The 21,671-nt window shown below is 64.3% G+C and carries 16 protein-coding genes; 6 read left to right on the forward strand and 10 right to left on the reverse strand.

The features are described from left to right. Positions 1-78: 78 nt before the first annotated feature. Together X771_RS151660 and X771_RS151655 are read left to right on the forward strand one after the other, a co-directional pair. On the forward strand, positions 79-660 hold the full coding sequence (locus X771_RS151660) for an NAD(P)H-dependent oxidoreductase (RefSeq protein ID WP_023688082.1): 582 nt from the start codon (positions 79-81) through the stop codon (positions 658-660). Continuing rightward, a complete protein-coding gene (locus tag X771_RS151655) occupies positions 660-1,241 on the forward strand; it encodes an NAD(P)H-dependent oxidoreductase (RefSeq protein ID WP_023688083.1) in 582 nt (193 codons plus the stop codon). Before X771_RS151660 ends, X771_RS151655 begins: the two co-directional genes overlap by 1 nt. Before the next feature lie 170 nt (positions 1,242-1,411). Here X771_RS151655 and X771_RS151650 read toward each other — a convergent pair whose 3' ends face one another. The 5 genes from X771_RS151650 to X771_RS151630 all read right to left on the reverse strand — a co-directional run bounded on the left by X771_RS151650 (position 1,412) and on the right by X771_RS151630 (position 9,025). Beyond that, on the reverse strand, positions 1,412-3,859 hold the full coding sequence (locus X771_RS151650; protein ID WP_023688084.1) for an FAD-dependent oxidoreductase: 2,448 nt from the start codon (positions 3,857-3,859) through the stop codon (positions 1,412-1,414). Then, positions 3,856-5,037, reverse strand: coding sequence for a pyridoxal phosphate-dependent aminotransferase (locus X771_RS151645; protein ID WP_023688085.1), 1,182 nt, complete (start codon positions 5,035-5,037; stop codon positions 3,856-3,858). The genes X771_RS151650 and X771_RS151645 overlap by 4 nt, the downstream gene beginning before the upstream one ends. Then, positions 5,037-5,936 carry a homocysteine S-methyltransferase family protein gene (locus tag X771_RS151640; protein ID WP_023688086.1) on the reverse strand — a complete coding sequence of 300 codons (900 nt, stop codon included), beginning with the start codon at positions 5,934-5,936 and terminating at the stop codon, positions 5,037-5,039. The genes X771_RS151645 and X771_RS151640 overlap by 1 nt, the downstream gene beginning before the upstream one ends. Beyond that, entirely contained in the window at positions 5,933-8,386 is a 2,454-nt protein-coding gene (locus X771_RS151635) for an FAD-dependent oxidoreductase (RefSeq protein WP_023688087.1), read from the reverse strand. Before X771_RS151635 ends, X771_RS151640 begins: the two co-directional genes overlap by 4 nt. A gap of 96 nt (positions 8,387-8,482) precedes the next feature. Then, positions 8,483-9,025, reverse strand: coding sequence for an XRE family transcriptional regulator (locus X771_RS151630; protein ID WP_023688088.1), 543 nt, complete (start codon positions 9,023-9,025; stop codon positions 8,483-8,485). A 282-nt stretch (positions 9,026-9,307) separates the two neighbouring features. Between X771_RS151630 and X771_RS151625 the strand changes: the two genes are divergently transcribed. Further along, positions 9,308-10,012 carry a nitroreductase gene (locus X771_RS151625; protein WP_023670762.1) on the forward strand — a complete coding sequence of 235 codons (705 nt, stop codon included), beginning with the start codon at positions 9,308-9,310 and terminating at the stop codon, positions 10,010-10,012. Between the two features lie 74 nt (positions 10,013-10,086). Here X771_RS151625 and X771_RS0133970 read toward each other — a convergent pair whose 3' ends face one another. The 5 genes from X771_RS0133970 to X771_RS151610 form a co-directional block, all read right to left on the reverse strand. Next, on the reverse strand, positions 10,087-11,472 hold the full coding sequence (locus tag X771_RS0133970; RefSeq protein ID WP_245262609.1) for an MFS transporter: 1,386 nt from the start codon (positions 11,470-11,472) through the stop codon (positions 10,087-10,089). A gap of 153 nt (positions 11,473-11,625) precedes the next feature. Continuing rightward, positions 11,626-12,243 (reverse strand): sarcosine oxidase subunit gamma, encoded by a 618-nt coding sequence (locus X771_RS0133975; RefSeq protein ID WP_050587437.1) that lies wholly within the window; start codon positions 12,241-12,243, stop codon positions 11,626-11,628. After that, complete coding sequence (locus tag X771_RS151620) at positions 12,236-15,247, reverse strand: sarcosine oxidase subunit alpha (protein WP_023688091.1); 3,012 nt, start codon at positions 15,245-15,247, stop codon at positions 12,236-12,238. The genes X771_RS0133975 and X771_RS151620 overlap by 8 nt, the downstream gene beginning before the upstream one ends. Beyond that, positions 15,244-15,540 (reverse strand): sarcosine oxidase subunit delta, encoded by a 297-nt coding sequence (locus tag X771_RS151615; protein ID WP_023688092.1) that lies wholly within the window; start codon positions 15,538-15,540, stop codon positions 15,244-15,246. Before X771_RS151615 ends, X771_RS151620 begins: the two co-directional genes overlap by 4 nt. An 11-nt stretch (positions 15,541-15,551) precedes the next feature. Then, entirely contained in the window at positions 15,552-16,811 is a 1,260-nt protein-coding gene (locus X771_RS151610) for a sarcosine oxidase subunit beta family protein (protein WP_023688093.1), read from the reverse strand. 319 nt (positions 16,812-17,130) lie between these two features. Between X771_RS151610 and X771_RS151605 the strand changes: the two genes are divergently transcribed. The 3 genes from X771_RS151605 (at position 17,131) to X771_RS151595 (ending at position 21,670) form a co-directional block, all read left to right on the forward strand. Then, positions 17,131-19,620, forward strand: a complete 2,490-nt coding sequence (locus tag X771_RS151605; RefSeq protein ID WP_023688094.1) for a mechanosensitive ion channel family protein — start codon at positions 17,131-17,133, stop codon at positions 19,618-19,620. A gap of 145 nt (positions 19,621-19,765) precedes the next feature. After that, on the forward strand, positions 19,766-20,029 hold the full coding sequence (locus tag X771_RS151600; RefSeq protein WP_023670370.1) for a hypothetical protein: 264 nt from the start codon (positions 19,766-19,768) through the stop codon (positions 20,027-20,029). A gap of 207 nt (positions 20,030-20,236) precedes the next feature. After that, a complete protein-coding gene (locus X771_RS151595; RefSeq protein ID WP_023688095.1) occupies positions 20,237-21,670 on the forward strand; it encodes a UbiA family prenyltransferase in 1,434 nt (477 codons plus the stop codon). The last annotated feature ends 1 nt before the right edge of the window (position 21,671 follow it).

The raw sequence follows: 21,671 nt of genomic DNA on the forward strand, positions 1-21,671 counted from the left end.
CCGATCTCCCCCCTTGCGGGGGAGATGCCCGGCAGGGCAGAGGGGGGTGCCTCGCGCCCACCTCGCAAGTATTTCCCCATGAAAGTCCTCGTCCTCTACGCGCATCCGGTGGAGACCAGCTTCAATGCAGGCCTGCACCGCACCATCGTCGAGCGGCTGACGGCGGCCGGCCATGAGGTCGACGATTGCGATCTCTATGCCGAGGATTTCGACCCCAGGCTGACGCGCGGGGAGAGGCTGGATTATCACAACCAACGCAGCCCTGCGGACCCGGCCGCGCCCCATGTCGAGCGTTTGCTGCGGGCTGAGGCGCTGGTGCTGTCATATCCCGTCTGGAACTACGGCTTCCCGGCCATCCTGAAAGGCTTTTTCGACCGCGTGTTTCTGCCCGGCGTGTCGTTCAAATTGGTCGACGGCAAGGCGCGGCCTTCGCTCCACAACATCCGCAAGCTGACCGCCGTCACCACCTATGGCGGCAGCCGGTTCCGCGCCATGCTGATGGGCGATCCGCCGCGCAAATTGGTCAAGCGGATGCTGCGCGCGACGATCAGGCCTGGCGCCTCGGTGTCCTACCTCGCGCATTATTCGATGAACCTGTCGACCGAGAAGACCCGCGCGGCCTTCATGGCCAAGGTCGTGGCCGGGATGGATGAATTCTGATGCGCGTGCTGGTGGTCTATTGCCATCCGGTGCCCGAAAGCTTTTGCGCCGCCATCAGAGATGCCGCAGTCGATGTGCTGAAGGCACGCGGCTGGGAGGTGCGGCTGCTCGACCTCTATGCGGAGAAATTCGATCCGGTGATGGGCTGCGAAGAGCGACGCGCCTACAATGAGCGGGCGCCGGAGGATCCGGCCCTAAAACCGCATTTCGAGCATCTCGCCTGGGCTGAGGCGATCCTGTTCATCTATCCGACCTGGTGGTACGGGCTGCCGGCCATGCTGAAGGGCTGGCTCGATCGGGTCTGGGCGACCGGTGTCGCCTTCAAGCTGGGCAAGGGGCGCATCACGTCGCTGATGACACATGTCACCAGGGTCGGCGTCATCACCACCTGCGGCGCGCCGACCTGGTGGAGCGTCGTCGTCGGCCAGCCCGGCCGCAAGACCTTGCTGCGCGGTATGCGCGCGCTGTGCGCCCGCCGCTGCCGGACGTTTTTCCTGGCGCACTACCTGATGGACGCCTCCACGCCAAGGACGAGGGCGGCGTTTCTGGTGAAGGTGCTGGCGAAGCTGGAGCGGTTTTGAGCTTCTTCACCCTCCCCCTTGTGGGGAGGGTCGCGCAGCAAATGCCGCAAGGCGGCTTTTCCGAAGCGGGGTGGGGGGTCTCGTAGGGCGCACCCCCCCACCCGCTTCGGAAAAGCCGCTTCGCTCCGACTGCGAGCCGACCCTCCCCACAAGGTGAGGGTAAAAAGGTGCTACATCCTCGTCCGTTCCGCCTTGGGATCGTACATCGGTTTCAGCGATGCTTCCGCCGGAAAGCGCTCGCCGGCGATCTCGATCTCGTAGGACGAGGCCAGCAGATCCGCCTCGCTCTCGCCCTGGCAGGGCACATAGCCCAGCCCGATCGCGCCGCCGAGATGGTGGCCGTAGTTGCCCGATGTGATCGGGCCGACGATCTTGCCGTCGCGAAGGATCGCCTCGTTGTGGAAGAGCAGAGGCTGCGGGTCCTTCAGCCGGAACTGCACCAGCCGGCGCGACAGGCCGGCTTCTTTTTTCTTCAGCACCGCATCGCGGCCGATGAACTCGCCCTTGGCGGTTTTGACCGCAAAGCCGAGGCCGGCCTCCAGCACATTGTCCTCGTCGGTGATGTCGTGGCCGAAATGCCGAAACGCCTTTTCGATGCGGCAGGAATCCAGCGTATGCAGGCCGCAAAGTTGCAGGCCGACATCCGCCCCCGCCTCATCGATCGCCTCGAAGACATGGGCCGCCTGGTCGGTCGAGACATAAAGTTCCCAGCCGAGTTCGCCGACATAGGTGACGCGGTGCGCGCGGGCGAGGCCCATGCCGATCTCGATCTCCTGGAAGGTGCCGAACGGATTGTTCTCATTGGAAAAATCATTAGGGCTGACCTTCTGGATCAGTTTTCGCGCATCCGGACCCATCAGGCAGAGCACGGCCTCAGCTGCCGTGACATCGGTGATGACTACGAATTCATCGCCGACATGCCGGCGCAGCCAGGCGAGGTCGCGTTGCAGCGTCGCGCCCGGTACGACGAGGAAATAGGCCGTGTCCGACAGCCGCGACACGGTAAGATCGCTCTCGATGCCGCCGCGCTGGTTGAGCATCTGAGTGTAGACGATCTTGCCCGGCGCCACGTCCATGTCGTTGGCGCAGAGCCTTTGCAGGAACGCGCAGGCATCGCGGCCTTCGACACGGATCTTGCCGAACGAGGTCATGTCGAACAGGGCGACCTTGTTGCGGACCGCCAGGTGCTCCTCGCGCTGGTTGTCGAACCAGTTCTGCCGCTTCCAGGAATAGCGGTATTCGCGCTCCTGTCCCTCGCGGGCGAACCAGTTGGCGCGCTCCCAGCCGGCGACTTCGCCGAACACGGCGCCGCGCGCCTTCAGCTGTTCGTGCAGGGGCGAGCGCCTGACATTCCTGGACGTTGCCATCTGCCGGTAGGGGAAATGGTCGGCATAGAGCAGGCCGAGTGTTTCGGAGACACGCTCCTTGAGATACCTACGGTTCTTCTGGAATGGCTGGGCGCGGCGGATGTCGACTTCCCAGAGGTCGAAGGGCGCTTCGCCGTCATTGATCCACTGCGCCAGCGCCATGCCGGCGCCGCCGGACGAGACGATGCCGATGGAATTGTAGCCGGTCGCCATCCAGTAGCCACGGAGTTCCGGGGCCTCGCCGAGATAATAGCGGTCGTCGGGGGTAAAGCTTTCGGGGCCGTTGAAGAAGGTGTGAATGCCGGCGGTTGCCAGCATCGGCATGCGGTTGACGCCCATTTCGAGGATCGGCTCGAAATGCTCCATGTCCTCCGGCAACTGGTCGAAGCAGAAATCCTCGCTTATGCCGTCCATGCCCCAGGGCTTGGCCACCGGCTCGAAGGCGCCGAGCATCATCTTGCCGGCGTCTTCCTTGTAGTAGGCGCATTCATCGGGAACGCGCAGCACCGGCAGCCGGCCAAGGCCGGGGATCGGCTCGGTGACGAGATAAAAATGCTCGCAGGCATGCAGCGGGATGGTGACGCCGTTCTGGGCGCCGAGTTCGCGCGCCCACATGCCGGCGCAGTTGACGACGATGTCGGCCTCGATCGTGCCCTGGTCGTCGCCTTGCGCCCACGACACGCCGGCGACGCGACCGGCCTTGGTGTGGACCTTGGTGACCTTCACATTCTCGACGACTGTGGCGCCGCGCTGGCGGGCGCCCTTGGCCAGCGCCATGGCGATGTTGGCCGGATCGCATTGGCCGTCGAGCGGCAGATGCACGGCGCCGACCACATCGGACACGTTGAGATGCGGGTACATCTCCTTGACTTCACCAGGCGAAATCTCGCGCACATCGACATCGAAGGCGCGGGCGAGCGAGGCCTGACGGTAAATCTCGTGCTTGCGCTCCTCGGTCAGCGCCACGGTGATCGAGCCGACCTGGCGCATGCCGGTGCCGACTTCGGTCTCGGCCTCCAGCTTGACGTAGAGGTCGGCCGAATATTTCGCCAGCCGCGTCATGTTCTGCGAGCCGCGCAGCTGGCCGATCAGGCCGGCGGCGTGCCAGGTCGTTCCCGAGGTCAGCTGCTTGCGTTCCAGCAGCACGATGTCGGTCCAGCCGAGCTTGGCCAGGTGGTAGGCGACCGAACAGCCGGAGACACCGCCGCCGATAATAACCGCGCGGGCCTTGATGGGAATGCTTCTGGTCATGCGGCCTCGCGGCGATAGCCGGATGCGAAGCGGCGCAGGCGTTTTGCGGCTTCCTGAAGCACCGGTTCCGGTTGGCAGAGGCTGATGCGGATGTGGCCGGCAGCGGCCTTGCCGAAGCTGGAACCCGGCATGACGCCGACACTCTCCTGGTCGAGAAAGGCCCAGGCGAATTTCTCGTCGTCGGGCTCGACGGCGGAGATGTCGAGCATGACATACATGCCGCCCTCCGAGCCGTGCACGCTGACATTGTTCATGCCGCGCACGGCGTCGAGCAGGACGGTGCGGCGCGCCGCATAGCGTTCGGCGATCTCCTTGACGCCAAAGCAGTTCTCCAGCGCCTCGGCGCAGGCGATCGAGATGAAGGCCGGCAGGCCGTAGGTCGTCACCAGATTGAGATTGGTCAACAGCGTGATCATCTGCGTCGGGCCGGTCAGCCAGCCCATGCGCCAGCCGGTCATGCCGTGGCTCTTGGACATCGAATTGATGACCAGCGTGCGCTCGGCCATGCCGGGCAGGCCGCGCGGCGAGATGTGCTCGCCGCCGCCGAGCGTCCAGTAGACCTCGTCCGACAGCAGCCAGAGATCGTGCTCGCGGCAGATCTCGGCCAGCTCTTCCAGACGCTCACGCGAATAGACGGCGCCGGTCGGGTTGTTCGGCGTGTTGATCAAAATGGCGCGCGTGTTGGGCTTGAGCGCCGCGCGGATCATCTCGGCGTGCGGCTGGAAACCGTCCTCGGCCGGCGTCTCGACGACGGTGAAGCTGGCGCCGGCGGCGCTGAACGTGTTGGGATAAGTCGCGTAGTAGGGCGCCACCACGATAGCGTGGTCGCCCTGGTCGAGAACGGCCTGCACGGCCGCGTAAAGGGCAGCCTGGCCGCCCGGCGTGGCGATGACTTGGTCAGGTGCCGTCTCGACCCCGGTGCAAGCGGTCGAGGCCGCCGCCATCGCCCTGCGCAGGCGCGGAACGCCGGGAAGCGGGGTGTAGTGGTGGTTGCTGCCGCGAACCGCCGTCACGCAGGCTTCGATCGTCTGGCTCGGCGTATCGAAATCATGGTCGCCGACCGACAGCATGATGATGTCCTGGCCGGCCTCCTTGCGGGCCCATGCCTCGGTGTGGACCTCCCAGCCATCCTTGCCCGAAGGCACGATGCCGGAAATGCGCGATGAGGGTCTGGGCATCAGGATACTCCCGAGATTTCGTGGCCGGCCTGTTCGAGCTGATCGCGCAACGCGGCGATGTGGGCAGGGCCGACTTCGCAGCAGCCGCCGACGATGGTGGCGCCAGCGGCGACCCAGCCGAGCGCCTGGTCGGCATAGGCATCCGGATCAAGGTCGTGGCGTGCGTGCAGCACTTCGACCGTTCCGCCATGCTTGAGCGCTTCGACAGAGGTGAAGCCATTGGCATAGGCGCCGACCGGGCCGCCGAGAGCAATCAATTCGGGCAGTGCCGCGGCGATCGCTTCTGGCCGGCAGCAATTCACCAGGCGCGCTGCAACCGTCAGGCCGTCGAGGGCGTCCGCCGCTGCCGCTATTGTTTCGCCGCTGCGCAGCCGCGGCGCGCCGTGATCGGCGAGCGTCCAAGACACCCAGACAGGTTTGCCGCTTTCCGACGCAGCGGTAACGGCCGCACGGCCTTCCTCGGCTGAGGCCATGGTCTCGCACAGGAACAGGTCGACGCCATCGGCCTGCTCGGCGACGATGCGGCGATAGATTTCCAGCGTCTCCTCGAACGATATGGTCAGCGCCGGCGCATAGCTGCCGAACAGCGGTGACAGGCAGCCGGCGATCGCTGCATCGCCTGCCTCCTCGCGTGCCTGTCTTGCCAATTCGATGCCGCGCTTCTGCAAGGGCCTGAAGAGGTCTTCTGCTCCTTCCCGCGCGAGCCGCTCCGGCGTCGCCGAATAGGTGTTGATGGTGATGACGCGAGCGCCGGCCCGGATGAATTCGGCATGCAGGCCACGCACCAGATCCGGCTCGTCGATCAGCACCCTGGCCGACCAGAGCGGCGTCGGCTCGGAGCTGCTGCGGCGGACCAGTTCCTGGCCCATGCCGCCATCGGTGAGAATGACTTTCTTCATGCTCTCAATCTTTCGTTTTTCGGATCCCACAGCGGCTCGTCTTTCTGCACGACCGCCTTGAAACGATCGCCAAAAATTTCAATCTCGATCGCGGTATTGGGTTCAGCCAGGTCGGCGCGCAGCATGCCGAGCGCGATCGATTTGTCGATGCGATGCCCCCAGCCGCCGGACGTCGTCTCGCCGACGATCTTGCCGTCATGCCAGAGCGTCGACACCGACGGCGCGTCGCAATCGCCGGGGTTTTCGACCACCAGCGTGACGAAGCGCTTCTTTACGCCTTGCTGCTTTTCGTTCTGCAGGGCTGCCTTGCCGCGGAAGTCGGGCTTGTCCCATTTTACGAAGCGCTCGAGCCCGCCCTGCAGGACCGTATAGTCGGTCGACAGGTCGCCCTTCCAGGTCCGGTAGCCCTTTTCGAGGCGCAGCGAATCCAGCGCATACATGCCGAACGGTTTCAGACCGTGTTTTTGTCCCGCCGTCCAGACGGCGTCGAAGATGGCGGCGGTGTCTCCCACCTTGGTGTGGATTTCCCAGCCGAGTTCGCCGGCGAAGGATACCCGCACCAGCTTCGCCCAGCGGCCGGCGATGGTGGTTTCCTGATGCGTCAGCCAGGGCAGCGAGAGATCCGCGCCACAGACCTCGGCCAGGATCTTGCGCGAATTGGGGCCGGCGAGGATTTGCGTCGAATAGTCTTCGGTCCTGTCGGTGAGGGTGAAAGCTGCGTCCTTCGGCAGGCGCGACTTCAGCCATTCGAAATCGTGCCACTGCGCTACCGCCGCGGTGATCAGCGTCATCTGCTCTTCGCCATGGCGCACCACCGACATCTCGGTGACGATGCGGCCCTTGTCGTCGGCGAAATAGGCGAGGCCGATGCGGCCGGGCTTGGGCACCAGGCCGGTGACCTGCAGCGCCAGCCATTCGGCTGCGCCAGGACCTTCGAGGTTGAAGCGCGAGAAGCCGGGCAGGTCCAGAATGCCGGCGGCGTCGCGCACCGCCAGGCATTCTTCGCGCACGCGGTGCTGCCACGGCCCGTCGCGGCGGAAGGTGAGTGTTGCTTCTTCCGACGTGTCGTCACCGCGTTGCGCATACCAGGTGGCACGCTCCCAGCCATTATAGGCGTCGAACTGGGCGCCGAGCGCCTTGATGCGATCGTGGATCGGCGACAGCTTGCGGTCGCGCCCGGCCGGCCAGGCATGGCGCGGGAACTGGATGGCGTATTCGTTGCCGTAGATCTCCATGCCCTTGGCGACGCTATAGTCGGGGGCGGCCGCAAAGCTGGTGAACCGGCGCGGATCGCAAGACCACATGTCCCATTCGGTCTGGCCCTGCGTCACCCATTCGGCCAGCACCTTGCCGGCGCCGCCGCCCTGGGCGATGCCGAAGGTGAAGACACAGGCCTCGAACGCGTTGGGAACGCCGGGCATCGGACCGATCAGCGGATTGCCGTCCGGCGCGTAAGGGATCGGCCCGTTGATCACCTTGGACAAGCCGGCAGTGCCGAGAATCGGCACGCGGGCTACGGCATCGGCAAGGTAGTGCTCGAGACGGTCGAGATCGTCGGGGAAGAGCTGGAAGGAAAAATCCTCCGGCATCGGGTCGTTGTGGGTCGCCCAATGCGCGCGGCAATTGCGCTCATAGGGGCCGAGATTCATGCCGTTCTTTTCCTGGCGCAGATAGTAGGAGGTGTCGACGTCGCGCAGCAGCGGCAGCTTCTTGCCCTGCTCCTTCGACCACGCCACCAGTTCGGGTATCTCCTCGAACAAGATGTACTGATGGCTCATCACCATCATCGGGACGTCGCGGCCGAACATTTTGCCGACTTCGGCGGCACGGTAGCCGGCGGCATTGACGACGATCTCGCAGCGGATTTCGCCTTGCGGGGTGACAACCACCCATTCGTCGTTCTCACGGCGCACGCCCGTGGTCGGGCAGAAGCGGATGATCTTTGCCCCCATGTCGCGCGCACCCTTGGCAAGTGCCTGCGTCAGCTGCGCGGGGTCGATGTCGCCGTCGTTTGGATCATAGAGCGCGCCTTTCAATTCATGCGTCTCGATGAAGGGATAGCGGCGCTTGATCTCATCAGGGCCGACAATGTCGATGTCCATGCCCTGGTAGCGGCCCATGCCCTTGGCGCGCTGGAACTCCTGCATGCGCTCCTTGGTGTGGGCGAGCCGCAGCGAGCCGGTAATGTGGTAGTTCATGGGATAGTCGACGGCATCAGCCAAGCCGCGATAGAGCTCGGTCGAATAGCGCTGCATGTTCATCAGCGACCAGGACGACGAGAAGGTCGGCACATTGCCGGCGGCATGCCAGGTCGAGCCCGATGTCAGCTCGTTCTTTTCAAGCAGCACGCAATCGGTCCAGCCCGCCTCGCAAAGGTGGTAGAGCGAGGAGGTGCCGACGACACCGCCTCCGATGATCACCACGCGTGCCGTGGTCGGCAAACCGGCCATATTCTTCTCCCAAACCTGAAGCGCGCTGCGCTTCTATTTTTTGCTTGATGCATGTCGTTGTCCCAAAACCGCTGCACACTTTTGGGCGACATGCATTCAATAAACAGGCGGCGAAACCACCCAGATGACCACGGCCGGCTCGCTGCCGGGATTGCGCCAGCGGTATGGCTTGCGCTCGAAGCGGAAGGAATCGCCTTCGACAAGACGGTGCCAGACGCCCGCGATCTCGATCTCGAAAACGCCAGAGGCGATGTAGCCGGCTTCCTCGGTCGGCCGCAGCTGCTCGCTCTTCATCTCGGCGCCCGGCGCGAAGATCGAACGCACCATCTCGAAACTACCGCCGAGATCGGGCGACAGAAGCTCCTCCACCAGGCCGGATTCGCTTGTGCCAAGCGTGCGCCGGCTGCCGGCGCGCACGATGACGCCGCGCTCCTTCTCGATAGGCACGTCGTGGCTGAAGAACAGGCTGAGCGGCACGCCGAATAATTCGGCGAAGGCCCTGAGGTCGCCGAGCGAAGGAATCGACAGGCCGCGCTCGACCTGGCTGACCCAGCCGACAGAGCGGCCAAGCTTCAGCGCGATCTCAGCCAGCGTCAGCCCACGCGCCTTGCGCAGCGCACGGATGTCGCTCGCCAGCAGGCGCTCGTCAGGTCCCTGCAATGTTTTGGAGATAGCTGGGGGCAAAACGCTCACTTGATGAAAAACTGGAAATGAATTTCATGAGAGCTCATGTCCGTGAAAAAATCAAGCGAATTTTCATGGACACACAAGATTTGCTTGCGCGATTTTGGCGGTTCATGCAAAGGCTCTGGCACGAGCGGCGGGTGTGGGAATGCGGGTCGGCGACCAAGGATTGAAATCTGCGCAAGGTCTTCTCCGATAGCCGGTTCGGCTTTCGAAGTGTGCGCAAAGGGACGGCCCATGCTGGAAAAAAACGGCCTGGCAGCGCATAACGCGGCTGTTGTCGACGAGGCGATCATCTCGCGCCGTTCAGTGCGCGCCTTCCTGCCCGACATGGTCGATGACGAGACGATCCGAGCCATTCTTGGCGTCGCCGCGCGCGCGCCTTCGGGCACCAATATGCAGCCCTGGCGGGTCTATGTCGTCAAGGGCGAGGTCAAGCAGCAGATCACCGATGCCATCCTGAATTCCGGTATCCGGGCCGAAAAGGCCGATTGGGACGAGTATCGCTATTACCCCACCCAGTTCTTCGAGCCGTATCTCACCCGCCGCCGCGCCAACGGTTTCGGGCTCTATGGGGCACTCGGCATCGGCCGCCGCGAGGTCGACAAGATGCGCGCCCAGCACGACCGCAACTTCGTCTTCTTCGACGCGCCGGTCGGCATGATCTTCACCATCGACCGGCGGCTGAACCAGGGCTCGTGGATCGACTACGGAATGTTCCTGCAGAACATCATGGTGGCGGCGCGAGGCAGGGGCCTGCACACCTGCCCGCAGGCCGCCTTCGCGCCCTATCACCGGCAGATCCGGCCGGTGCTCAACATCCCCGACGAGGAGATCGTCGTCTGCGGCATGGCGCTCGGCCTCGAGGATACGTCGAAACCCGAAAACGACTTCCGCACCGACCGCGTGCCGCTGGAAGAGTGGGTGACGTTCAGCGGCTAGGCCTCGGCTACCGGGGCCTTATTCCACGTTCATCTGCGCGCCATGGCCGCTGACATGGGCGCCGTCCTGCGGTGTCAGTCTGAGATAGGCGAACAGCGCGCACAAAGTGATGACGCCCTCGACCACGACAGGATGCGGAAATCGTTGGTCACCGCCGGCCTGCCGCCAGCCAGGAACGACAACAGCGCCGCCGCCAGGCCGACGCTGATCGCCACCCCCAACTGCCACAGTATGTAGTAGAGCGCGCTGAAGCGGGCGAGCTGGTCGGGCGCGATGTCGGAATAGGCGAGATTGCCGGTCGAAGCCCATTGCGCCGAGCGCAGGACACCGAAGGCGAAGATATAGGCAAGCACGATCCAGACGGGCGTTGTTGCCTCTATCAAGGCGAAGCCCGCAACCATGGCGGCAACGATCGGCGTGTTGACAACCAGCACACGGCGAAAGCCGAAGCGGTTGAGCAGGCGCGGCATGAACACACGCATGATCAGCGAGCCGATTGCGGCAACGAAAGTCAGCGATCCCGCCTGCACCGCGCTCATGCCAAAGCCGAGCTGGAACATCAGCGGCAGCAGGAAGACGACCGAGCTGAGGCCGATCGTGTCCAGTCCGCCGCCTGTGAGGAAGGAGATGCGAAAGGTGCGGATGCGCAGGAGTTTCAGGTCAAGCAAAGGGTTGCAGGCGCGCAGGCAGTGGAAGGAGGCAAGCGTCAGGATGACGATCGCCAGCGTCAGCTCGGCCGCGATCATGCTGCCGGCGGCGTCTTTCGCCGCAAGCGAATCCATGCCGAAGACCAGCAGGACCATGCCGCTGCCGACCAGCAGGAAGCCCGGGAAATCGAACGGCGTGCGCACCGGTTTGGTAACAGTCGGAAACAGCGAGGCGGCAAGAACGGCCGCCGCCAGCGCGAACGGCACGTTGAAGAAGAAGATCCAGCGCCAGGAGATATAAGTCGTCAGGGCGCCGCCGACCAGCGGGCCGACCAGCGGTCCGGACTGGCCGGCCAGCGAAATATACATGTTGATCTTCAGCGTGCGGCTGCGCGGGAAGGTCGACAGGATGACGACCTGGCCGAGCGTCCCCATCAAGGCGCCGCCGAAGCCTTGCAGCGCGCGGGCGCCGACCAGCGTCCAGATGTCGTTGGACAATCCGCACAGCGCCGATGACGCGGCGAACACCAGCAAGGCGAAGCAGTAAACGTTGCGCAGGCCGAAGCGGTCGGCGGCCCAGCCGCCGAGCGGCATCGAGATGATCAGGCTGGCGACATAGACGGTGATCAACAGACCGAGCTGGCTCGGCGGCCGGCCGAGGCTGTCGCTGATACCGGGCAGGGCGGTGACCACGACATTCTGGTCGAGGCTGGTCATGAACACGCCGCAGGCGACCGTCAGCGGCAGCAGGAGCAAGGCTCTAGCCGACACATCGGCGCGATCCGTGGCGCCGGCGGATAGTTCTGCGGTCATGGGGATGTTCGAACCAAACGACGATGCCGACTATGAGACGTGATCTTTTTAATCCCCTGGGCCGGTTGGGCCACGTTCCCCACCATGGGCTTCCATTGGAGCATTCTCTAGCGGCAGAACCGGCTGGCCTTGAGGCCAGAACGGCTGTCGGCCCTACTGAACCTCGTAGCCGACCTCCTCGCTGGCATGGCAGAGCGCCTTCCAGAACGAGCGGGCGAAGGAGCGGAAGACATAGATGTCGAACTGGTCGGCGCCGGTGCGCTGGATCTGCGCAAAGACGTCGTGATGGGTGGTCGAACGGCCGGAGCCTATGGGGAAGGCGGGCAGCGCAAAGTCGATGGCGAAGAATTTCGCCAGCACCCATTCGGCCTTAGGGCCGGCGATGCGGATAGCGGTGCGGCCATGCGACAGGTCGGTGATCGTGCCGATTGCCGGGGTTACGTCCCCGGCAAAACGCGCCGCCAGGCCCTCGGCATCGTCGACGACCGTGAATTTTCCAGGCGCGAAACCGAACACGGCCTTGCCGAACTTGGCGAGACCGCCGCCGGCACCGTCGGGCAAAGCGAGCCCGGTGACCTTGCCGATCGCCTCGATCAGCTGCTTTTCCGCGCCCGGCCATGCGGCCAGTTGCAGGATCGAGCCTGGCCTGATTTCGGTCAGGATGACATCGACGCCATGCTCGAAATTGCCGTGCGAACCCCGATGGAACACCGGCTCGAGCGGCGAGAGGCGCTCGGGTGATTGGCGTTCGGTTGATTGGCGCTCAGCCATGCATGCGGCTCCCGTCCGGGTCGTAGAAATGGTTGGAGACGATTTCGACCGGCCCGAACCGGTTGCGCAGCGGATCGGAGACAAACGCGCGGGTGCCATGGCGCGCCTTGCCGCCTTCGACCAGGGCCAGCGCGATGTGCTTGCCCAGCGCCGGCGAATAGCAGCAGGCGGTGATGTGGCCGATGGAATCGTGCGGATTGGCTTCGTCCAGTTCCTCGACGAGGTGGGCGCCGCCATTGAACGGCCGGTTGTCGAGCGAGACGAGGCCGACCAGCTGCAGCCGCTCGGCCGCGATCAGGCCTTCGCGGTCCATCATCGCCGAGCCGATGAACGGCTTCTTCTTCGACAGCATCCAGTCGAGATGCAGGTCGCGCGCCGTGGCGCGGCCGTCGATCTCCGCGCCGGTGACATGGCCCTTTTCGATGCGCATCGTGCCCAACGCCTCCAGCCCGTAGGTGACCAGGCCGAACGGCTTGCCGGCTTCGACAAGGGCTTGCCAGACATGGGTGCCGTAGCCGGCGCCGGAATAGATCTCGAAGGCCATTTCTCCAGAGAAGGACAGCCGGCAAATCATCACCGGCACGCCTGATATCTCACCGCGCACGATGCCCATGAAGGGCAGGGCTGTGTTGTCGACGGCGGTGCCCGTGACACAGGCGGCGAGGATGGCCCGCGCCTTCGGCCCGCCGATGGCCGCGCCCGCCCATTCGTCGGTTGCCGAGGTGACATGCACTTTGAGTTCCGGCCAGATGACGTCGAGGAAATATTCCAGATGCTGCATCACCTTGCCGGCGTTGGCCGTGGTGGTCGTCATCAGGAAATCCTGTTCGCCAAGCCGCCATGTGGTGCCGTCGTCGAAGGCCAGCCCATCCTCGCGCAGCATCAGGCCGTAGCGGGCCTTGCCGACGGGGAGGGTGGAAAACATGTTGGTGTAGACGCGGTCGAGGAATTCACCGGCGTCCGGTCCCTGCACGGCGATCTTGCCCAGCGTCGAGACGTCGACAATGCCGGCGCTTTCGCGCGTCGCCCTGGCTTCGCGGACATAGGCCTGCTCGACCGTCTCGCCGGCAAGGCCGTAGATCATTGGTCGATACCAGAGGCCAGCGGAATACATCGTTGCGCCATTGGCGAGGTGCCAGTCATGCATGGGCGTCAGGCGCTCGGGTTTCAGATCGCCGAAGCGCTCGGCCGCGAGCGAGCCGATGGAGACCGCCGAATAGGGCGGGCGGAAGCGGGTCGCGCCGACTTCGGGGATCGGTTTGCCCAGCGCCTCGGCCATGATGGCGAGACCCGGCACGTTGGAATTCTTGCCCTGGTCCGTCGCCATGCCGAGCGTGGTGTAGCGCTTCAGGTGCTCGACCGAGACGAAGCCTTCGCGATGCGCCAGCCGCACGTCCTCGGCGGTGACATCATGCTGGAAGTCGACGAAGCTTTTGCCTTTCGCCTTGATCTCGAACACCGGGGCCGGATCTGGGTTTCCCGGGGCTGCTTCGACATCCGGCAAGGCTGCCGGCGCAGCCGCTCCGCCCGCTGCGGACAGGCCGGCTGCGCGGCCCTCAGTGATCGCTTCGATGGTCGAGAAGCTGCCGTTGAAAGCACCCGCACCAATCCATTGCTGATTTGGCCAGCGCTGTTGCGTTTGCTTTGGCGGCAGGAAGGCCTGGCGGGCAGGATTCCACTCGGCTCTCGCGCCAGCCTGGCTGGCGAGGTGGATGGTCGGCGACCAGCCGCCCGACATCAGCAGGCTATCGGCGTGGATGCTGCGGGCGTCACCGCTGAGCGCGCCCGAGGTCATGTCGAAGCGCTGCACCTTGAGGCCGGAGAGCGCCTTGCCGCCTTCGGTGGCGACCACGGCATGGCCGGAGAGGATTTCGGCTTCGGCCTCGGTGGCGAGGCTGCGCATTTCGGCCGAAAGCTCGGGGCGCACATCGACGATGGCGACAATAGCCGCCCCGGCCTTCCTCAGCGCCAGCGCCGAGCGATAGGCGCTGTCATTGTTGGTGAACAGCGCGATCCTGTCGCCGGGCAGCACGCCATAATCGTTAGCATAGCGCTCGGCGGCATGCGCCAGCATGACGCCCGGCCGGTCATTGCCGGGGAACACAAGCGGCCGCTCGAAAGAGCCGGTGGCCAGCACCACCGTCTTGGCGCGGATCGCCCAGTAGCGATGGCGCGGCTCGCCCTTGCCGGGCGTTTCCTTGTGGTCGGTGACGCGCTCGAGCGCGGCTAGCGTGTTGCCGTCATAATAGCCCCACACCGTGGTGCGCGGCAGCAGGCGGACCGTGTCATGGCCTTCGAGCTGGCTGACGGCGCGCGCCGCCCAGTCGGCGGCCGGCGCGCCGTCGATGGCCTCGCCGGACCAGTTGGCCGAGCCGCCGAAACGCGGTTCGAGCTCGGCCAGGATGACGCGAGCGCCCTGGTCGGCAGCGGCCTTGGCGGCTGACAGGCCGGACGGGCCGGAGCCGACCACCAGCACGTCGCAAAACGCGTTCATGCGCTCGTAGCGCGAGGTGTCGGCGGCAATACCGGCGCGGCCCAGGCCGGCGGCGCGGCGGATGAAATGCTCGCAGAACATCCAGAATCTGGTGCCCTTCAGCGGGCCGAAGACCGGACCCATGAAGGTCTTGTAGTAGAAGCCGGCGGCCAGGAGCTTGCCGCCGAGCTGGTTGATGGCGTTGACGTCCCAGGCGAGCGAGGGAAAGCGGTTCTGGCTGACGGCCACCAGCCCGTCATAGATCTCGACCATGGTTGCGGCGATGTTGGGCTCGCGCACTTCGCCGCGCAGCACCGTCACCAGCGCGTTCGGTTCCTCGACGCCGGCCGAGAGCAGGCCGCGCGGGCGGTGGTATTTGAACGAGCGGCCGAAAAGCGTGACGCCGTTGGCAAGCAGCGCCGAGGCCAGCGTGTCGCCGCCATGGCCGGTGTAGGGCGTGCCGTCGAAGGTGAAGCGGATGGTGCGCATGCGGTCGACGCGGCCGCCGGTCTCGGTGCGGCGCAGGCTCACGACTTGCCTCCGGCCTTGTGCCGGGCGGCGGCATTGTGGTCGCCGCGGGCGAAACCGGTGCTGGAAATCTCATGCGTGACCGTGTTGCGCACCATCCTCAGATGGGTGCGGCAGCCGCCCGAATGCTGCCAGATCTCATTGTGGTCGCCGGCCGGGTTCAGCCGATCGTAGACATAGGCGTTCCAGGCGTCGAGGTCCTGCGAGGCGGGCTGCGGGCGCTCGCGGTTGCCGTCGCCCTGATAGGTGAACTCGATGACGTCGCGCGGGCCGCAATAGGGACAAGTGATAAGCATTTGTTTGAACCCTAATGCAGCCGGGGCGTTGCGCCCTGGCCCTTGTCGTCAATCACCAGGCCGCGATAAAAACGGTCGAGCGTGAACGGCGCGTTGAACGCGTGCGGTTCGTCCTTGGCGATGGTGTATGCGAAGCACCAGCCCGAGGCCGGCGTGGCCTTGAAGCCCCCATAGCACCAGCCGCAGTTGAGATACATGCCGGGCAGCGGGCCGGTGGTGATGATCGGCGAACCGTCCATCGACATGTCGCAGACGCCGCCCCAGGAGCGCAGCATGCGTACACGCGCAAGGCCGGGAAACAGCGCCAGCATCTCGCTCATCACCTCATCGACGATGGGCAGGTTGCCGCGCTGAGCGTAGCTGTTGTAGCCGTCGATGTCACCGCCGTAGACGAGGCCGCCCTTGTCGGACTGCGACATGTAGAAATGACCCATGCCGAAGGTCAGCACCGTGTCGACGAAAGGTTTCAGCGATTCGGTGACGAAGGCCTGCAGCACATGGCTCTCGATCGGCATCCTGTCGATGCCGGCAAGCTGCATTACCCGTCCGGTGCTGCCGGCAACGGCCACGGCAACTTTCTTGCCGCGGATCTCTCCGCGCGTCGTCTGCACGCCGGTGATGCGGTCGCCGTCGCGCAGGAAGCCGGTGACCTCGCAATTCTCGACGATGTCGACGCCGCGGCGGTCGGCGCCGCGGGCATAGCCCCAGGCCACCGCATCGTGACGGGCGGTGCCGGCGCGCGGCTGCATCAGGCCGCCGACGATCGGAAAGCGCGCCGAGGACGACATGTCCAGCGCCGGGACCAGGCGCGCGATCTCGGCGGTGCTCATCAGCTCGGCATCGACGCCGAGATGGCGCATGGCGTTGCCGCGCCTGGCCAAGTCGTCGAACTGGGCCGGCGTGTGAGCCAGGTTCAGGCAGCCGCGCTGCGAGAACATGACGTTGTAGTTGAGGTCGTGCGACAGGTTCTCCCACATCTTCATCGAATGTTCGTAGAAGCGGGTGTTGGAGGGCAGGAGGTAGTTGGAACGCACCGCCGTGGTGTTGCGGCCGACATTGCCGGAACCCAGCCAGCCCTTTTCCAGCACCGCGACATTGGAGATGCCGTGCTCCTTGGCCAGATAGTACGCCGTCGACAGGCCATGGCCGCCACCGCCGATGATAATGACATCATAGGAGGCCTTGGGCTCGGGCTTGCGCCAGGCCGGCTTCCAGTCCTTGTTTCCCTTGAGCGCGTTCGTGAGAAGCGAAAGGGCTGAATATTCCGCCATTCTTCATGTCATCCCTAGAGCATGATGCCGAAAAGTGTGAAGCGGTTTTCGGACGACATCATGCTCTATATCTTTGATTTTTAGAGCCGGATGATTTCAGGTCCAACAGACCTGAAGCCATCCGGCTCGGGTGCGATGCGGCAGATTATAGAGCAGGCGGCGTGCGCAAAGCCAAGATTGCGCCATGGCTTTTCGACTGGCCGACTCCCGCAAGGCGCCCAACTGTCATGACTTCGCCACGACTTGCCCCACGGGATGAGCGTCTCTATCAAGGACCGCTTTAGAAGCGGCCTTTGCCGCCCTTTGAGTCGCCACCATTATGTCTTTTCGCTTCTTTCGCCTGATCCTGGTCCTCGCGCTCGTTGCCTTGGCGCCGCATTCGTTCGGCGCGATGGCGCAGGGGCTGGGCCAGGCGCCTGCCGGGCTGGTCGCCGACCAGCAGAAAATCCTGCAGGGTTTGACGACGAAAACCGACGCTCTGGAGAAGAAAGTCCAGGAGGACGGCGTCGACGACACCACCCTCGTCGAGATCCGCCTGCAGCTGGAAGAGCTGTCGCGCGCTGCGCTGAACAGCGCGCTGGCGTTCCGGTCCCGGCTGGGGGAGATCAATTCGAGGCTTGAGCAGCTTGGTGCGCCCCCGGCTGCCGGACAGCCGCCTGAACCGGATATCGTGACCGGCGAGCGCCAGGCGCTGGCGTCGGAAAAGGCGGAGATCAACGCCGTCATCGCCGGCGCGCAGAACCTGTCGATCCGCATCAATGCGCTGATCGAGAAGATCGGCAATATGCGCAGCGAGCTGTTTCGCAGCGGGCTGACCAAGCGTTACGTGCTGGCCGATGCACTGAGCCCGCAAGTGTTTTCCGACGCCAGGGACGAATACGCCAATTTTTACAGGGCGGTGTCGTCCTGGCTGAGCTTTGCCTTCAAGTTCAAGTTCCAGGCGATGCTCGCGGCGACCCTCATGGCGCTCGCGTTGGCCGTGGTGCTTCTGGTCGGTGGGCGCCGCCTGTTTGGGCGCATCTTCGAGCCCGACGCGTCGGTTGAAGATCCGACGTATCTCAGCCGCCTGTCGGTGGCGTTCTGGTCGACTTTGCTGCCGACGCTGGCGGTCAGCGCCTTCCTCGCCTCGACGGTGTTCCTGTACAATTACTACAATGTGCTGCGCGGCGACATAGGCGTTTTCCTCAACGCTCTGGCAGCCGTCATCGCCATAGTGTTCTGTGTCAACCGCCTGACCAATGCGGCGCTGTCGCCCAGCATGCCGAACTGGCGCCTGATCCAGGTCGAGACCGGCCCGGCGCGTTGGCTGGTGCGGCTGACGACGGCCATGGCAGTCGTCATCGGCATCAACAATTTCCTGTCGATCGTCAACGACAAGATGGGCTCGCCCCTGTCGCTGACGGTGGCCAGGAGTTTTGTCGCCACCGTCATCGTGGGCGTAATCCTGATCCTTATGGCGCTGCTGAAGCCTTACAAGGATGCCGACGGGCGCTGGCGCCCCTGGCCGGCCTGGCTGCGCTACACCTGTGTCGCGCTCGGCCTGTTCACGATTGCGGCGGCGCTGTTAGGCTATATCGGTCTTGCCATCTTCGTCTCGTTGCAGGTCGTGGTCACCGGCACCATCCTGCTCACCGCCTATATCGGCTTCCTGTCGGCACGCGAGATCGGCGAGGAGGGTGGTTTCGCCGGCACGTCCATCGGGCGCTGGCTGAAGACCAATTCCAGCTATGAGGACACCGCGCTCGACCAACTCGGCCTCGTCGTCAGCGTCGCCATCAACCTGATGATCGTGCTGGTGTTCCTGCCGCTGATCCTGTTGATGTGGGGCTTCCAGCCCGGCGATATCCAGGCCTGGGGCTATAAATTGGCGACAGGCGTCACCGTCGGTTCGGTGACGATTTCGGTCACCGGCATCCTCACCGGAATCGTCGTCTTCATCATAGGCTATTTCCTGACCCGCTGGTTCCAGGGCTGGCTCGACGGCTCGGTAATGGCGCGCGGCAAGGTCGATACCGGCGTGCGCAACTCGATCCGGCTGGCGGTCGGCTATGCCGGCGTCGCGCTCGCTGGGCTCGTCGGCATCTCGGCGGCGGGCATCGATCTCTCCAACCTGGCGCTCGTTGCAGGCGCACTCTCGCTGGGTATCGGCTTTGGCCTGCAGAATGTCGTGTCCAACTTCGTGTCCGGCCTGATCCTTCTCGCCGAGCGGCCGTTCAAGGTCGGCGACTGGATCGTCGCCGGCGACACATCAGGCACGGTCAAGAAGATCAGCGTGCGCGCCACCGAAATCGAGACCTTCCAGCGGCAATCGGTGATCCTGCCCAATTCGAACCTCATCAACAACGCCGTCGGCAACTGGACGCACCGCAACAAGCTCGGACGTGTGGAGATCAAGGTCGGGGTCGCCTATGGCAGCGACGTCAAGCGGGTACACGCGGTCCTGCTTGAGATTGCGCGCGGCCATGCGCTGGTGCTGAAGAACCCGGAACCCTTCGTGCTGTTCACCAATTTCGGGCCGGCAGCACTCGAGTTCGAGATCCGCGTGTTCCTGGCCGATGTGCTGAACGGCGCCATCGTTCAGAACGATATCCGCTTTGCCGTTCTCGATGCTTTTGACGCCGAGCACATAGAAATCCCCTCGACGCCGCGCGCCGAGGTCAAGGTCAAGAAGACCGACGCATGGCCGATCGACGACGACAAGATCGAGGTCGAGTTCGCCGAGAAGGAGCAGGCGAAAGCCAGAGCCGCCGCCGAGGCGAAGCGGCTGGCCAAGACTGGTCGCAAGGCCCGCAAACCCGATCCTAGCTAGGGCCCCAAGCCCCTCCCAAACCAATTGCGGCATGAATGCGGCATTCAGTTGCGGTTCAGCTTGCATCTCATATAAGCTCACATGCAAAGGCGAGAATGCCTTGCGAAATGCAACAGAGGCGGTGTGGAAACACCGATATTGCAAAATGTGGAAGTCGCTCGTCGTCGCCATCGCTCTTACCGCAGCGAGTGGCTCGGCCTTTGCCGCCAGCGCGGTCAACAAGGATGCTGAGACCCGTACGCTGATTGTGACGGAAGGCGGCGGCAAGACGGAGCTGGCGCTGGCGGCCGGCGAAACTGTGGAATTCTGCCCTAACGGCTGTTTCGTCACCTTGCCCAATGGTGACCTCGAGGCCCTGACCGGCTCGGAAACGGTCGAAATCTCGGGTGGCGTTGCCCGCATCAAGTAACGTCGGCAGGCAGCTCTTGCAGAGGCCGGGCAATGCCCGGCCTTTTCTCGTCTACGGCAACGGTTGCTTAACGATGACGAGGGAAATACCCCGGCGCATATCCGTTGCAACCAGACGTTTTAACGTTCGTTGCGCCGTTGCTCGCTATGCCGGATACCAAGCCGCCGAAACGTGGCGCGACGGGTTTTTGAGCTGGGCAGGAAAGATATGGATGCGCGGTCGGACAAGAACGCAATCCCGCTTGCGGTCGACCTCGACGGCACGCTGATTGCGACCGATCTTCTTTGGGAAGGCCTGTTCATCCTGCTCAAGAAGAATCCGCTGTATGTTTTCCTGGTTCCGTTCTGGCTGGCCGCCGGCCCGGCGCGGCTGAAACAAGCGATTGCCGACCGCATCGACATCGATCCGGCCTCGCTGCCCTATCGCGAAGCGCTGCTGCAGCGGCTGCTCGCCGACCATAGCGACGGACGCAAGATCGTGCTGGCGACCGGTACGCCACGCAAGTTCGCCGACACGATCGCCGCGCATCTGGGCGTCTTCGACTATGTGCTGGCGACCGACGGTCCCCACAACATGACCTCGGGCCGCAAGCGCGACGCGCTCATCGCCGCCTATGGCGACGGCGGTTTCGACTATGCCGGCAACAGCCGGCACGACCTCAAGGTTTTCGGAGCCGCGCGCAACGCCATCGTCGTGGCGCCCGACCGCCATGCGAAGCGCTGGCAGGCCGTGCACAGCGCCGAAAGGATGCCGGCGCCGAAAAGGACATTGAAGACATTCGTCAAGATGCTGCGGGTGCATCAGTGGCTGAAGAATTCGCTGATCGCGGTGCCGATGGTGCTGTCGCATGAATACTTCAACATTAACATGATCTGGCAATGCCTGCTGGCGTTCGGCTCCTTCAGCGCCGTGGCTTCCGCCATCTACATTCTCAACGATTTCTTCGACCTTGCGCTCGACCGCAAGCATCCGACCAAACGCAACCGGCCTTTCGCCAGCGGCGCTTTGTCGATCCCGTTCGGTCTCGGCGCGATGGCGGTGCTGCTGGCGATCGGCATTGCCGCCGGGCTTCTGTTGCCGATCGAGTTCCTGGGCGTGCTCGCCGGCTATCTGGTGGTGACCACAGCCTATTCGCTGTCGTTCAAGCGCATGCTCCTAGCCGACGTACTGACGCTGGCCGGGCTCTACACGGTGCGTGTGCTGGCAGGTGCTGCGGCGACCGGGGTCGAAGTCTCGTTCTGGCTGCTCGCCTTCTCGATTTTCTTCTTCCTGTCGCTGGCGCTGGTGAAGCGCTATGTCGAACTGCGCACCGCAGCCATTCCGGTGGGCGAGCGCATTGCCGGTCGCGGCTACCGCATCGAAGATCAGGAGATCGTCGCCCAGGCAGGAATGGCGTCGGCCTTCTCCTCGGCGCTGGTGCTGGCGCTCTACATGGACAGCGTCGCGGTACGCGAACTCTATCCGCATCCCTGGCTGGTCTGGCCGCTGGCGCCGATCGTGCTGTATTTGACCATGCGGGTCTGGATCCTGGCGCGCCGCAACGAGATGAATGACGATCCGGTCATCTTCATCATTCGCGACTGGCGAAGCCAGATCGTCGTGGTGATCGGCGCCGCCCTTCTGGTCGCGGGAGGCTGGTAGG

The organism is Mesorhizobium sp. LSJC269B00, assembly GCF_000502815.1.
In the GTDB taxonomy this organism is placed as follows: Bacteria; Pseudomonadota; Alphaproteobacteria; order Rhizobiales; family Rhizobiaceae; genus Mesorhizobium.